Raw genomic sequence first — 13,313 nt, 5'->3', positions numbered from 1 at the left:
GGTAGACGGGCCAGACGCGGGGGCCGCTCCCGTCATCGCGGATCAGCCAACGGGGGCGAGCGGCGCGCCCGGTCCGGCCGGCGAATCCCGCTCGGCCGTTTCGCCGCCGCCCGATGCCGGGTACCAGCTTGAAGATCAGTACGCGCTGGTGCTGGCCGGTTGCCGCCGTGGGTGACACTCTTGACGGCAGAGCCGGACCGTACGGGGGAGGGCAGATGTCTGTTGACCAGGAAGTGATCCCCGAACGAGAGCAGGCGGAACCCGTCTCCACCGCGACGGTGGTCGGGTACACGGCCTTCGGGGTTCTGCTGACTGGCTGGTTCCTCTTCATCTGGCTGGTGGTGCAGAAGGGTTTCGTGGACTCGGTCGGCGAGGTGGCCGGCATCGGGTTCGCCCTGTTGCTGCTCGTGGCGATCGTCGGGTCGGTACGACGCAACGGACGCTGACCGGGCTGCCCACCCCGGCATCCCGGTGCCCCCAGGCTCACTTCTCCAACACCGCAGCGGTGATCCGGTGCAGTGCGAAGGTGTGCAACATCTCCGTCCGCTCGTCCTCGGCGCGCAGGTAGCCCGCGCCGAGTGAGACGGGCCGGACCAGCCGGGACGCGGTCGCCCCGTGCGCGTCGACATAGCCGACCCAGACCAGCGCCTTGTCGCGTACCGCCTGCTGGAGCACGGCCAGCGCGTCGCTGTGACTGTGCGCGGGCACCGGCCCGGTCGGCGTCGCGCCGCGTACCGCCGCCGGGGCCCGCCGGGCCGCCCGGGCCGCCGCCTCGCCCCGCCGGATCTGCTCGACCACGCCGAGCAGGCGCGGCAGCGGCAGACGTGGAGTGGCCAGCGGGTCGAGCGCCCTGGTGGCCACCGAGACCCGCGCCGGTGCCCGCCGGGCCTTCGGCCGGGTGAGCATCGCCGAACCGGTGGCGTCCTCGGCCACCGGCGCGTAGCCGGCCTCCCGCAGCACGTTCAGCATCCGGCCGGCCTGGTACGGCGTGACCAGCACCGTCGGCGCGAGCCGGCGCAGCGACAACTCCGCCACCCGCCGGTCGGCCAGCACCTCGGCCAGCAGCGCCTCGTCGTCGCTGCGCAGGTACGCCCCGGCGGAACCGGCGCGCAGCCCGCCGTGCTTGCGGGCCACGTCGTCGACCAGGTAGGTCAACCCCTGCGGCACCGGCGTACGCGACCGGCGGCGGAAGAGTTCGTGCAGGTCGTCCGCGGAGTAGCCGGCGTCCAGGGCCCGGCGCACACTGCCGGCGGTGACCCGGTGCACGCTCGCCCCACCGGCCGACTCGGGCTCGGCGACCAGGTCGAGTTCGGTGGCGAGGGCCGGTTCCGGTGGCCCGGGTACCACCACGGTCAGGTCGGCCTGCACCAGGAAGTGGTCCACCGGGGCGGGCAGCAGCGCGTCCAGCGCCCGGACGGTGGTGCCGGCGTCGCCGTCGTCGGCCCGCAGCCCGAGCGGGTCGTCGCTGTCCCGCTCCTCGCTCGCGGTCGCCTCGGCCAGCAGAAGTCGCCCGTACGAGGTGAGCGCCCCCAGCCCGGTCACGCCCAGCGTGGCCGCCTCGGTGAGCACCTCCCGATGCGCCGCCTCCCGGCCCCGGCTGCGGCGCGGCGCCCGCCACTCCAGCAGCGCCTGCACCTCGTCGGCGGTGGGCGCGGTCGCCGGTTCCAGTTCGGCGAGCACGCCGAGCACGGCCCGCCGGGTGGCTGGCGCGCCGGCCCGCTCCGCCTCGGCGGAGAGCACCGTGATCGGCCGGTCCCGATCGTCGCGCTGGCCGACCAGCCCGGCCTGCCGGGTCATGGTCAGCCAGGCGCGGGCCAGCTGATCCCAGCGCTGGGCCAGTGAACCGGCCCGCCACAGCTCGTACCCGGCGGTGGGCAGCACCTGCTGGTCGGCGCCGTACCGGGCGGCGGCGCCGGGCAGCTCCACCTCGCCGGTGAGCCTGGCCGCGTACGCCACCTCCAGCAGCAGCGCGGCCGTCGACTCGTCCAGCCCGGTGACGCGGGCCAACCGGCGCAGATCGCGTACGCCGAGGCCGCCCGAGCGCAGCACCGGTGCCGGCTCGGCGGCCAGCTGGTCCAGCAGCGCCTCGGTGTGGCGTACCACCTCCATGGTCTGCCCGGCCCCGGCGGAGTCGACGGCCTTGGGTTCGCGGCCGGGGGCGGCCACCGGCGGCGGGCTGGTGCTCAGCGGGCCAAGCGGACCGCTGTCCCGGCGCAGCAGCAGCCCGATCTCCCGGGGCAGCTCGACCATGCCCGCGGTGCCGCCCTTGCCACCGGCGATCCGGACCAGCAGCCGCTGGTCGACAAGCCAGCGGATCGGCGAGCCGGTCGGTGCCCCGCCGTTGGTCTCGTCCGGGGGCAGCTCGTCCTCGGCGCCGGGCGCGGGGGCCTGCAACGCGCCGGGTGGCACGCTGCCGACCGGCGGGCCGGCCGCGAGCCGGTCCAGGATGGCCCGCGCCGACGGGGGCGCGGCCAGCAGCGTCCGCCGCAGCTTCGCCGGGTCCGCGCAGAGCGCGGCCGTGCGCGGGTCCAGCTCGGCGGCGGGTCGACCGAGCCCGGCGGGGTACGGGGCGATCTCGTCGATGCCACCTATCAGCTGCAACTGGTGGTCGGGTCCGTAGAGCAGGAGGCGGGCGCGCAGCCGGTCGACGGCGGCCCGGACGGAGGTCGGCGCGGGCGGGCGCGGGCCGGCAGTGGCCATCGCGAGGACCCCGTCGACCGAGGTGGTGCCGTCGGCCGGGTCACGGGTCAGCCGGGCGGCGTCCATGATCTGGAGGGTGAACTGGTCCAGCTCGTCCAGGGCACGCGACACCGAGACCCGGGACTGGGCCCGGATCGCGAGCGCGGCGATGTCGGCGGGAACCGGTACGACGAGGTCTGGCCGCTGCTGGAGCAGGGCGGCCAGCGACTCGTCGGGCAGCGACCGCAGGTGGTCGGCGAGTGAGGTGCTCATCGTCGTTCCACGCTAGCCCGCACCGGCCTGCTCCCGCCCATCGGACGACCGGGCCGGGTCGGGCGGCCGGGTAGCTTTCCAGCATGCCTCCATTGACGGTCGGCTTCGATCTCGACATGACCCTGCTCGACACGCGCCCCGGCATCGCCGCGGCCTTCCGTGCGTTGACCGAGCTGACCGGCGTACCCATCGACGCCGACGCGGCCGTGTCCCGGCTCGGCCCGCCGCTGCGGATGGAGATCGCCCGCTGGTTCCCGCCCGAGCAGGTCGAGGAGATGGTCCGGGTCTACCGCGAGCTCTACCCGGCGTACGCGATCACGCCGGCCGTCCCGCTGCCCGGCGCCGGGCGGCGATAGACGCGGTGCGGGAGCGGGGCGGGCGGGTGCTCGTCGTCACCGCGAAGCACGGCCGGCTGGCCCGGCTGCACCTGGAGCACCTGGGGCTGGTGGTGGACGAGGTGGCCGGGGACCTGTTCGCCGAGGAGAAGGCGACGGGTCTCGTAGCCCAGGGCGCGACCCACTATGTGGGAGATCACGTGGCGGACATGGTGGCCGCCCGGGCGGCCGACGTGCCCGGAATCGCGGTGGCCACCGGGCCGTGTTCGGCCGACGAGCTGCGGTCCGCCGGGGCGGCGGTGGTGCTGGCAGATCTCACCGGATTCCCAGCGGCGCTCGACGGCGTGATCCGGCTAGCCTTGAGGCAGTAGACGGCTCAACACGAAGCAGAGGTTCTCAGGTGCCTACGGGTCGAGTGAAGTGGTACGACGCGACCAAGGGATACGGGTTCGTCACCAGTGACGAGGGTGGCGACGTGTTCCTGCCGAAGGCCGCGCTACCGGCGGGTGTCACCGACCTCAAGGGCGGCCAGCGGATCGATTTCAGCGTGGTGGACAGCCGGCGGGGCACCCAGGCGATGGGCGTGAAGCTGCTGGAGGCGCCGCCGTCCGTGGCGGAGCTACGCCGCCGGCCGGCCGAGGAACTGCACGGCCTGGTGGAAGACATGATCAAGGTGCTGGAGGCGAAGGTCCAGCCCGATCTGCGCCGGGGTCGGTTCCCGGATCGCAAGACGGCCCAGAAGATCGCTCAGCTGGTCCACGCGGTCGCCCGCGAGCTGGAGGTCTGAGGCACGAGCCCGGCGTCGGCGGCCCGGCCGAGCAACGCCTCGACGGCGGCGAACCCCGACTCTCCCAGGTCGGCGGTGTACTCGTTTACGTAGAGGCCGATGTGCCGGTCCACCACGTCGGGCTCCATCTCCTGGGCGTGCGCCAGCACATAGTCCCGGCTCGCCGTCGGGTCGGCCCAGGCCCGTTGGACGGAGTCCCGGATCCAGCCGGCGGCCTGTTCCGGGTCGACCGCGCCACGCCGGGCCAGGATGGCGCCGAGCGGGATCGGCAGGCCGGTCTCCGCCTCCCACCATTCGCCCAGGTCCACCAGGGCGGTCAGGCCGTGCCGTGGATAGGTGAAGCGCGCCTCGTGGATCACCAGGCCGGCGTCGTACCGCCCAGCGGCGACACCGGGCATGATCTCGTGGAACGGCACCACCTCGATCCGCTCCGGCGTGCGGCCCGCCGCCCAGAGCCGGAAGAGCAGGTACGCCGTGGTCCGGTCGCCGGGCACCGCCACGGTCGCGCCGCGCAGGTCGGTGCGCTCGGGCCTGCCCGCGCGGTCGGTCCGGGTGAGCACCAGCGGCCCGCAGCCCCGCCCCAGCGCACCCCCACAGGGCAGCAGGTGGTAGTCGTCCAGCAGCCAGGGCAGCGCCGCGTAACTCACCTTCACCAGGTCGAACGCCCCCTGCTCGGCGGCCGTGTTCGTCACGTCGACGTCGGCGTAGGTCACCTCCACCGGCGGCGCACCGGGCACCCGCCCATGTACCAGCGCATGAAAAACGAACGTGTCATTGGGACACGGCGAGATCGCCAGCGAAACCACCACACCCCCACCGTAACCCCGCTCCCGATGACCGCTGCCCGGCAGGAAGGCTGTCACCGATGCTTCAGGAGACTGCTTGCCCATTCCATACCGTTTTGGGGCCCCAAACGCACTGACGCACCTGCACACCTCCGGCAAGGTAAGTCACTGATCGCCCCTGTCGAGCTGAGAGCGAAAACGGATCGGGCCCGACCAGCGCCGGACGCCCAGCGATGCCGACAGCTCGCAGGCGATTCAGGTTGACAGGGCGGTGGGGGCTTGTGGTGATAGCACCAGCGGCTCAGGTTGACAGGGCGGTGGGGGCTTGTGGTGATAGCACCAGCGGCTCAGGTCGACAGGGCGGTGGGGGCTTGTGGTGATAGCACCAGCGGCTCAGGTCGACAGGCAGCCGATGTGGGACCGCCGCCCGCCGTCGTCCTCGCCCGATCCGCTGACAGCTTCGACGCTTTGTCCACAGGTTTATCCACAGGCATGCGGGCGGGTTGAACGAGTGCGGGGTAACGGGGAAGCATCGACGGCATGGGGGAAGGGATTGGCTCCGGTGTCGGGATCGGCTCCGGTGTTTTGGAAGATCTGGGCTCGATGCTGCGGGCGTTGCGCCGGCAGGCCGACCTCAGCCAGCGGGAGTTGGCCGCGTTGTCCGGGGTGCCGCAATCCACCGTTGCGCGCATCGAGTCGGGACGAGCTGTCGATCCCCGGTTCCAGACCGTCCAGCGGCTCGTGCGAGCGGCCGGCGGGGCGCTGCGGCTGGTCTCCGCCAGCGACCCCGGTCCCACGTGCCCCGGCTCGGCCTGCCCGGGTCCGGCCTGGCTGGAGGATGGCGCGATTCCCGACGACACCCGCCGCGACGAGGCGGGCCGGCGCTATCCGGCGCACCTGGACGTGCGGAAGGTTCGCACGCTGAAGGACTGGTCGGGCGCCTGGTGGGCCCACTCGTACCCGCTGTCGCCCGACCGCTGGCCGTTGCGCGTACCCGAGGTGACGTACGACCTCGATCGTGATCGTCGGGACGAGCGGCGGCTGCGAGAGCGGCTCCGCGACGCGGTGCGCATCCGCCAGGTCACCGACGAGGTGCCGGCCGGGTGCTGGCGTCTGGTGGCCGAGCTGCCCGATGGGGATCTGGTCGGCGAGTTACGCGCCCACGAGCGCAGCCTCGACCTGCTGTACGGCGAGGATCTGGGTGACCGCCGCGAGGTGGTGCTGGAGGGTGTGCTGGTGGCGCCCCGGCTACGGTTGCTCGGCATCGGGCGTCGGCTGGTGACCCGGCTCGCCGAGGAAACCCGCCGCGCGGGTCTGTCCGCCGTCTGCGCCACGGCCGAGCATGACGGCATTCCCTTCCTGCTGGCCTGCGGCTACCGGATCGAGTGGAGCAGGCCGCAGGCACTACGCCTGCAACATCAATGACCGGCGGTCAGCGGAGAGCGGGGGCGGCGGTGGTCAGGGCGGTCAGGGCCTCGCGGAGGCGCCAGGCGGTTCGGTCGCGTGGGCCGATGGGGTTGGAGATGGTGCGCAGCTCGGCGAAGGGGACTCCGGCGTGACTTGCGGCGACGGCCACGCCGTACCCCTCCATGGCCTCGGCCACCGCGTCCGGGTGACGTCGGCGCAGCGCCTCGGTGCTGGGCGCGGTGCCGGTGACGGTGCTCACCGTGAGCACCGGTCCGACGGTGGCCTGCGGCAGCGCGGTACGCAGCGCGCCCAGCAGCCCCGGGTCGGCGGCGACCGCTGTGCCGCCACCGAGCAGCTCGGCGGGCATGCCCAGCTCGTCGACGGGGATGAAGCCGTCGGGCGACTCGGCCCCCAGGTCGGCGGCGACGGCCCGGGTGCCGAGCACGGTGCCGCCGACCGGCACCCGGTCCGGGAAACCGCCGGCCACGCCCGCGCTGACCACGCCCCGGTACGGCCGACCGGCGGCCTCGGCGAGCGCCAGCAGGCGGGCGGTTGCCGCGCCGGCCACGGCCGGACCCACACCCACGGGCACCACCGTCACGGTGGGGTCGGCGAGGCCGGCCTGGACCGCCTCCGCCTCGGCGGGAACCGCGGTGACCACGAGCAGGGCGGTCACGTGAGCGGCCCGGGAGAGCTGCGCCGGGTCTCGTCGTCGCTGCCGCCGGACCGGGTGACCGCGGACGACGGCCGGTAGATGTGAAAGCCCGGCGGCGCCAGATTCGGTTCCTCCGGTGCCGACCCACCCTGGACGGGAGCGGGGGAGGCGGGCGCGGGATCGGTCGCCTGCTCCGCGTCGACCTGCTGCTCGCCGGCCGCTACGTCACCGGGCCGAGCCGCGGCGGTCGGCGGGTCGGTGGTCGGTGGCTCGCCGTCCCGTTCCGCCGTGGTCAGTTCCTCGTCGGTGAGCGGACGACCGCACAGCCGCTCGGTCCGCAACCGACGGGCCATCACCAGGGCCCGCGCGGCGGCCAGCGCGCCGACGCCGGCCGCGACGGCGATCCCGATCCGACCGGTGAAGGGCACCAGTCCCAGCCCGCCACCGGCCACGAAGGCGAGCATCAGCACCGTCTCGGAGTGGGCGAAGGAACTGGCCCGTAGCCGCTCCGGGATCCGTTCCTGGATCGACGCGTCCACGGTGAGTTTGGCGATGCCGCTCATCATGGCCGCGACCACGCAGAGCAGGGCGACCATCGGCAGCGAGAAGCTGAGCGCGGCGAGGATCGCCACTCCGGCCACGATGACCATGCCGCTGGACTGGAGCGCGGCCGGTCGGTGGATGCGTAACCGGGTGCCGAGCGCGGTGGCCAGGAAGGTGCCGACGGCCAGCGCGGCACCGACCAGGCCCAGCGCCCCCTCGTCACCCAGGTCGCGACCGAACACCACAGTGGTCAGGTCACCCGCCTTGATGGTGAAGGCGAGGAAGAGCAGCAGGAAGCCGTAGATCGCGCGCAGGGTCGCCGCCCCGACCAGGTTCGAGATCACCAGCCGGCCGGCTGGACGCCCTCGGCCCAGCGGCCGGTCGCCGGTGCTTCGCCGCAGCGCCCGCAGCGGTCGGGGTACCCGCTCCGGCGGCTCGGAGTCGGCCCTCGGCGGCAGCCGCAGGGAGATGACCATGCCGATCAGGAAGATGACCGAGGCGACCCGCAGTGGCCACTGGGGCCCGAACCAGAACGCGGCCAGGCCGATCGGGGCGACCAGCGCCCCGGCGACCGTGCCGTAGACGCTGGCCCGGGCACCGACCTGGGACAGGCCGAGCCCCTCGGGTAACAGCCGGGGCACGGCCGCGGAGCGGGCCACGCCGTACGCCCGGGAGAGCGCCAGCACGCCGAAGGCCGCCGGATAGAGACCGAAGCCGTGGATGTAGTCGGAGATCAACCAGGCCAGGAACGCCCGGCCGAGCATGGTCGTGGCGAGGGCGTACCGCCGGCCGTGCCGGAAGTGGTCGAGCAGTGGGCCGACCACCGGGGCGAGCATGGCGAACGGCACCATGGTCACCAGCAGGTAGAGCGCGACCTTGCTCCGGGCCTCGCCGAGCGGCACGTTGAAGAAGATCGTCCCGGCCAGGCCGATGGCGATCAGGGTGTCCCCGGCGCAGGAGACCGCGTGCAGGTCGAAGAGGCGGACCATGCCGGTCTCACCGCCGGCGCCCCGGGCCCGGGCCCGGGCGGCGCTGCGGGTCACCCAGCGGCCACTGCTGAGCGAGCCGCGCAGCAGCAGCCGCGTGGCGCGGATTCCGGTGCCGACGGTCCGCCCGAGAAGGGACCGCTCGGAGCGGGAGAACAGCGGCATGGGACCCATCCTCACCCATCAGCCGGACAGATGGCGCGTCACCGCCGCAAGAACACCTCTGGGGAGTGCCTCGCGGCCGAAGCCACCGATGGGGAACAATGGTCGGGTGACCAGGCCCGCCTCCGCCCGTGCCGCCCGTCTCGACCAGGTCTGCGCCGCCGCCGTCGAGGTGGCGCGCGCCGCCGTGACCGAGGTGGAGCCCGACGATGTCGGCGACCACCTCCAGGTCGTGGCCGAAGGTGATCGACTCGTCACGCACTACTTCGAGTGCCGGCTGACCGGCTACCGGGGCTGGCGCTGGGCGGTCACGGTCACCCGGGTCCCGCGCAGCCGTAACGTGACGATCTGCGAGACCGTGCTGCTGCCCGGGCCGGACGCGCTGCTCGCCCCGGGCTGGCTGCCCTGGCAGGAGCGGCTCAAGCCGGGCGACCTCGGCCCGGGCGACCTGCTGCCGACGCCGCCGGACGACGAGCGGCTCCAGCCCGGCTACCTGCTCTCCGACGATCCCGCGGTCGAGGAGGCCGCCTGGGAGTTGGGGCTCGGCCGACCCCGCGTGATGTCGCGGGACGGGCGGCTCGAGGCGGCCCAGCGCTGGTACGACGGGGACCACGGCCCGTCGGCGCCCATCTCGGCCGCCGCACCGGCCGCCGCACGCTGCGGCACCTGCGGGTTCTACCTTCCGCTCGCCGGCCGGCTGCGGCAGTGCTTCGGCGTCTGCGGCAACTTCTACGCCCCGGACGACGGTCGGGTGGTCAGCGCCGACCACGGCTGCGGCGCCCACTCGGAGACGTTGGTCGAGACCGAGACGGCGGTGGACGAGATGCCCACCGTCTACGACGACAGCGCGGTGGAGCCGATGTCGGTCAGCCGTGCGCCGGGATCGGTCGAGCCGGCGGAGCTGTACGAACAGCCCTGAGGTCAGCGGGCGGCGCGGCGACGCCGCCGGTTCGCGTCGTGGCGCATCATCACGGCGAGACCGGGGAACCCCCACAGGAAACCGGCCAGGCAGATCCAGAGCCAGTTCTCGTGGCCGCTGTCGGCCAACCGGTCGCGGAAGAGCAGCAACACCAGGCCGACGACCGCCCAGGCGGCCATCCCGGCGAGCGCGAACGGCACCATCGGCGGGTCGAGCGGCTCGGGTCGGGGCGGCTGCTTCGGCACCCGGCCAGGGTACGCGATCGGCTTTGCCGTACGCCGGTCATCTGCGACGATGCGCCCGACGACCTGATCATTCGCTGCGAGGATCCCGATGGCAGTAGCGCCGCCCGAGAACGACACACCCCCCGACCCCAGTCGGCCGGTCAGCCGCTTCGACAGGTACTTCGAGGTCACCGCCCGAGGCTCGACGATGAGCCGGGAGGTGCGCGGTGGCCTGGCCACCTTCTTCACGATGGCGTACATCGTGGTGCTCAACCCGCTGATCCTCGGCAGTGCCGTCGACGCCGAGGGCAACAGCCTGCCGATCCCGGCGATCGCCGCCGCCACCGCCCTGGTCGCCGGTCTGATGACCATCCTGATGGGCGCGGTCGCCCGGTTCCCGCTGGCGCTCGCCGCAGGCCTGGGCATCAACGCCCTGGTGGCGTACGAGATCGCGCCGGAGATGACCTGGGCCGACGCGATGGGTCTGGTGGTCATCGAGGGCGTGATCATCGCGATCCTGGTGCTGACCGGCCTGCGTACCGCCGTGTTCCGCTCGGTGCCGACGCAGATGAAGACGGCCATCGGCGTCGGCATCGGCCTCTTCCTGACCATCATCGGCCTGGTGGACGCGGGCTTCGTCCGTCGGCTTCCGGATGAGGCGAACACCACCGTCCCGCTCGGCCTGGGCATCGGTGGTCGGCTGGTCAGCTGGCCGACGCTGGTCTTCGTGCTGGGCCTGCTGCTGACCCTGGTGCTTGTGGTACGCCGGGTCAAGGGCGCGATTCTGCTCGGCATCCTCGGTTCGACGGTGCTGGCGATGCTTGTAGAGGCGGTCGGCAACATCGGCCCGTCGGTGGCAAACGGCGTACCGAACCCGAAGGGGTGGTCGCTCAACGTCCCGACGCTGCCGACCAACCCGTTCGACGTACCGGACCTGTCGCTGCTCGGCAAGTTCAACGTGCTGGGCTCGTGGGAGAAGGCCGGCTGGCTGGTCGTGTTGATGTTCATCTTCACCCTGCTCATCACCGACTTCTTCGACACGATGGGCACGATGGTGGCCGTCGGCCAGGAGGGCGGCATGCTCGACGAGCAGGGCACCCCGCCCCGGGCGAAGGAGATTCTGCTTGTCGACTCGATCGGTGCCGCGGCCGGTGGTGCGGCAAGCGTCTCCAGCAACACCTCGTACATCGAGAGTGCCGCCGGTGTCGCGGAGGGGGCCCGGACCGGGGTGGCTAACCTGGTCACCGGCGTGCTGTTCCTGCTGGCCATGTTCCTGGCGCCGCTGGTGGTGATCGTGCCGTTCGAGGCGGCGTCCGTCGCGCTGGTGGTGGTCGGCTTCCTGATGATGACCGCGGTACGCGCAATCGACTGGTCCGACTACGAGATCGCCATCCCGGCGTTCCTCACCATCGTGCTGATGCCCTTCACCTACTCGATCTCCAACGGCATCGGTGCGGGTCTGATCGTGTACGTGGTGGTCAAGCTGGCCAAGGGCCGGTTCCGCGAGATCCATCCGCTGCTGTACGGGGTGGCCGGGCTCTTCGTGGTGTACTTCCTGCGCGGCCCGATCGAGGCGCTGCTGTTCTGATCTTCTGGCCGGGCGCGCAGATCCACGTCGAGTGGCTTCCGCGCGCCCGCCCGGGCAGCCAGGACACCGCGTGAGCATGGTCATATCGGCTGCGGCTGGGCCATAAAATTAGTTAGGCTAACTATCGTGACGGAGCGGACGGTGACGGCTCAGAGCATGCCACCGGCGCAGCTGGCCCATCAGCTGCGTGATGCGATCACCCGGCTGAACCGGCGGGTCCGCCAGGCCCGACCGGTCGGTGACCTGACGGTCACCCAGTTGTCCGCGCTCACCAGCATCCGGCTGGGGGGCGCGCTCACGCCGCGGGAACTCGCCGACGTCGAACGGGTGCAGCCACCGACGATGACCAAGATCGTCGCCAAGCTGGAGGAACGCGGCCTCGTGCAGCGCAGCCCTCACCCGACCGACGGCCGGCAGGTCATCCTCGCGGTGACCGAGGGGGGCCGGGCCGTGCTCGACCAGTTCGAGCGGGTCCGGGACGAATGGCTGGCCCGCAGGCTGGCCGAGCTGAACGACGTCGACCGGGAGACCCTGCACCACGCAGCGGAGATCCTCCAGCGAATCTCCCGCGCCTGACGCCGCACACCTGGTGTGCCCCGCGCCGCGCCGTCCGTCGTTGACGACGCGTACGACCGCGAGGAGGCGCACCGAGAGTGCAGGCACGGCTCAGCACGATGTTCCAGTCCCTACAGGTCCGCAATTATCGGCTATTCGCCTCCGGGCAGCTGATCAAGCTGCTCGGCGTCTGGATGATGTTCATCGCCCAGGACTGGCTGGTTCTCGAGCTCTCCGGCGACTCGGCCACCGCGCTCGGCGTGGTCGTCGCCCTTCAGTTCACCCCCGTCCTGCTGCTCACGCTGATCTCCGGCAGGCTCGCCGACCGGTACGACAAGCGGATGCTCCTCTTCGTCGCCAACGCCTTCTGGACCGTGCTGTCGCTGGCAATGAGCGTGCTCGTGCTCACCGGCATGGTCCGGCTCTGGCACGTCTTCGTCTTCGCCGCCCTGCTCGGCGTGGCCAACGCGGTGGAGACGCCGGTGCGGCAGGCGTTCGTCTCCGAACTGGTCGGCACCCGGTTGCTGCCCAACGCGCTCTCCCTCAACGCGGCCGTGTTCAACTCGGCCCGGATCGTCGGCCCGGCGGTCGCGGGACTCGCCATCGCCGCCTTCGACGTCGGCCCAGTCTTCCTGTTCACCGCGATCAGCTCGATCGCACCCCTGGCGACGGTGATCCAAATGCGCCCGGCCGAGCTGTACCGGGAGCCGTTGCCGCCGCTCGGCGAGCGAGCAGCGGCGACCGTGCTGGACGGGCTGCGCTACGTCGGCCGCCGCCCCGACCTGCTGCTGCCGATGGTGGTGATGTCGGTGATCGGGATGTCGCTGTTCAACTTCCAGCTCACCCTGGCGGCGCTGGCCAAGACCGTGTTCAACACCGGTGCCGCCTCGTTCGGCCTGTTCAGTACGACGCTCGCGGTCGGCGCGCTGATCGGTGCGCTGGCCGGTACCGGGCGGCGGAGCCGCCCCTCGGTCTGGTTGGTGCTCGGTGCCGCGATCGGCTGTGCGGTCTTCGGCACGCTCGTCGGGCTCGCGCCCGCGTACTGGATGGTCGTGGTGCTGTTGCCGCCGACCGGCTTCTTCATGGTCTACTTCGCCCAGGCGGCCAACCAGCGGGTCCAGCTCGGCACCGACGCCGCGTTCCGGGGACGGGTGATGGCGCTGTGGGTGCTGGTGTTCCTCGGCACCAACCCGGTCGGAGCGCCGATCATCGGCTGGGTCGCGGAGACCTTCGGTGCCGGCACCAGCATCTGGGCCGGTGGCCTGATCTCCCTGGCCACCGCGCTGTTGGCGCTGGCCTGGCAGCTCCGCCGCGACGGTGCCCGGCTGCGGTTCCGGGTGCTGCCGATGCCCCGCTTCTACGTCACCCCGCTCTAAGCGGGACCGGCCGGCCCCCGCTGAGCACATCAGCGGGGC

The 13,313-nt window shown here is 72.4% G+C and carries 12 protein-coding genes and 1 pseudogene; 8 read left to right on the top strand and 5 right to left on the bottom strand.

Going from position 1 to position 13,313, the window contains the following annotated elements; genetic code table 11:
- Positions 1-215 precede the first annotated feature (215 nt).
- The gene (locus AC507J_RS00660; RefSeq protein WP_496287056.1) at positions 216-446 is read left to right on the top strand and encodes a hypothetical protein; all 231 of its coding nucleotides are present in this window, start codon (positions 216-218) and stop codon (positions 444-446) included.
- A gap of 37 nt (positions 447-483) precedes the next feature.
- Here the strand turns inward: AC507J_RS00660 and AC507J_RS00655 are convergent, their stop codons facing one another.
- On the bottom strand, positions 484-2,952 hold the full coding sequence (locus AC507J_RS00655) for a helicase-associated domain-containing protein (RefSeq protein WP_496287054.1): 2,469 nt from the start codon (positions 2,950-2,952) through the stop codon (positions 484-486).
- Positions 2,953-3,035: 83 nt separating this feature from the next.
- Between AC507J_RS00655 and AC507J_RS00650 the strand changes: the two are divergent.
- Both AC507J_RS00650 and AC507J_RS00645 read left to right on the top strand, forming a co-directional pair.
- Positions 3,036-3,658 (top strand): annotated as a pseudogene (locus AC507J_RS00650) (HAD family hydrolase).
- Between the two features lie 29 nt (positions 3,659-3,687).
- Positions 3,688-4,074, top strand: coding sequence for a cold-shock protein (locus tag AC507J_RS00645; protein WP_013731110.1), 387 nt, complete (start codon positions 3,688-3,690; stop codon positions 4,072-4,074).
- Here the strand turns inward: AC507J_RS00645 and AC507J_RS00640 are convergent.
- Positions 4,035-4,883, bottom strand: coding sequence for a 1,4-dihydroxy-6-naphtoate synthase (locus AC507J_RS00640; RefSeq protein ID WP_496287053.1), 849 nt, complete (start codon positions 4,881-4,883; stop codon positions 4,035-4,037). The genes AC507J_RS00645 and AC507J_RS00640 overlap by 40 nt on opposite strands.
- A 516-nt stretch (positions 4,884-5,399) precedes the next feature.
- On the opposite strand from AC507J_RS00640, the gene AC507J_RS00635 reads away from it, so the two are divergent.
- On the top strand, positions 5,400-6,284 hold the full coding sequence (locus AC507J_RS00635) for a GNAT family N-acetyltransferase (RefSeq protein WP_496287051.1): 885 nt from the start codon (positions 5,400-5,402) through the stop codon (positions 6,282-6,284).
- A 7-nt stretch (positions 6,285-6,291) separates the two neighbouring features.
- Here the strand turns inward: AC507J_RS00635 and AC507J_RS00630 are convergent, their stop codons facing one another.
- Together AC507J_RS00630 and AC507J_RS00625 are read right to left on the bottom strand one after the other, a co-directional pair.
- Complete coding sequence (locus AC507J_RS00630; protein ID WP_496287050.1) at positions 6,292-6,942, bottom strand: futalosine hydrolase; 651 nt, start codon at positions 6,940-6,942, stop codon at positions 6,292-6,294.
- Positions 6,939-8,615: an MFS transporter gene (locus AC507J_RS00625; RefSeq protein WP_496287048.1), complete on the bottom strand. Its 1,677-nt coding sequence runs from the start codon at positions 8,613-8,615 to the stop codon at positions 6,939-6,941. The genes AC507J_RS00630 and AC507J_RS00625 overlap by 4 nt, the downstream gene beginning before the upstream one ends.
- 88 nt (positions 8,616-8,703) lie before the next feature.
- Between AC507J_RS00625 and AC507J_RS00620 the strand changes: the two genes are divergently transcribed.
- Positions 8,704-9,531 carry a DUF3027 domain-containing protein gene (locus AC507J_RS00620; protein ID WP_496287047.1) on the top strand — a complete coding sequence of 276 codons (828 nt, stop codon included), beginning with the start codon at positions 8,704-8,706 and terminating at the stop codon, positions 9,529-9,531.
- A 2-nt stretch (positions 9,532-9,533) separates the two neighbouring features.
- Here AC507J_RS00620 and AC507J_RS00615 read toward each other — a convergent pair whose 3' ends face one another.
- On the bottom strand, positions 9,534-9,776 hold the full coding sequence (locus AC507J_RS00615) for a DUF2530 domain-containing protein (RefSeq protein WP_496287045.1): 243 nt from the start codon (positions 9,774-9,776) through the stop codon (positions 9,534-9,536).
- An 88-nt stretch (positions 9,777-9,864) separates the two neighbouring features.
- Between AC507J_RS00615 and AC507J_RS00610 the strand changes: the two genes are divergently transcribed.
- The 3 genes from AC507J_RS00610 (at position 9,865) to AC507J_RS00600 (ending at position 13,274) form a co-directional block, all read left to right on the top strand.
- The gene (locus tag AC507J_RS00610; protein WP_496287044.1) at positions 9,865-11,343 is read left to right on the top strand and encodes an NCS2 family permease; all 1,479 of its coding nucleotides are present in this window, start codon (positions 9,865-9,867) and stop codon (positions 11,341-11,343) included.
- Between the two features lie 126 nt (positions 11,344-11,469).
- Positions 11,470-11,919 (top strand): MarR family winged helix-turn-helix transcriptional regulator, encoded by a 450-nt coding sequence (locus tag AC507J_RS00605; RefSeq protein ID WP_341718679.1) that lies wholly within the window; start codon positions 11,470-11,472, stop codon positions 11,917-11,919.
- Between the two features lie 77 nt (positions 11,920-11,996).
- Positions 11,997-13,274, top strand: a complete 1,278-nt coding sequence (locus AC507J_RS00600) for an MFS transporter (protein ID WP_496287042.1) — start codon at positions 11,997-11,999, stop codon at positions 13,272-13,274.
- Positions 13,275-13,313: the final 39 nt, after the last annotated feature.

The sequence above is a fragment of the Micromonospora sp. PRAS1 genome (assembly GCF_059553435.1).
The sequence above is the reverse complement of the archived record's forward strand: the minus strand, read 5'-3'. Positions and strand labels throughout refer to the sequence as shown.

What these genes read in the sequence shown, in the direction of transcription:
- AC507J_RS00635 (WP_496287051.1), top strand. Translation starts at nt 5,400, where the DNA reads ATGGGGGAAGGGATTGGCTCCGGTGTCGGGATCGGCTCCGGTGTTTTG.
- AC507J_RS00655 (WP_496287054.1), bottom strand. Translation starts at nt 2,952, where the DNA reads ATGAGCACCTCACTCGCCGACCACCTGCGGTCGCTGCCCGACGAGTCG.
- AC507J_RS00620 (WP_496287047.1), top strand. Translation starts at nt 8,704, where the DNA reads ATGGGGAACAATGGTCGGGTGACCAGGCCCGCCTCCGCCCGTGCCGCC.
- AC507J_RS00660 (WP_496287056.1), top strand. Translation starts at nt 216, where the DNA reads ATGTCTGTTGACCAGGAAGTGATCCCCGAACGAGAGCAGGCGGAACCC.
- AC507J_RS00610 (WP_496287044.1), top strand. Translation starts at nt 9,865, where the DNA reads ATGGCAGTAGCGCCGCCCGAGAACGACACACCCCCCGACCCCAGTCGG.
- AC507J_RS00625 (WP_496287048.1), bottom strand. Translation starts at nt 8,615, where the DNA reads ATGCCGCTGTTCTCCCGCTCCGAGCGGTCCCTTCTCGGGCGGACCGTC.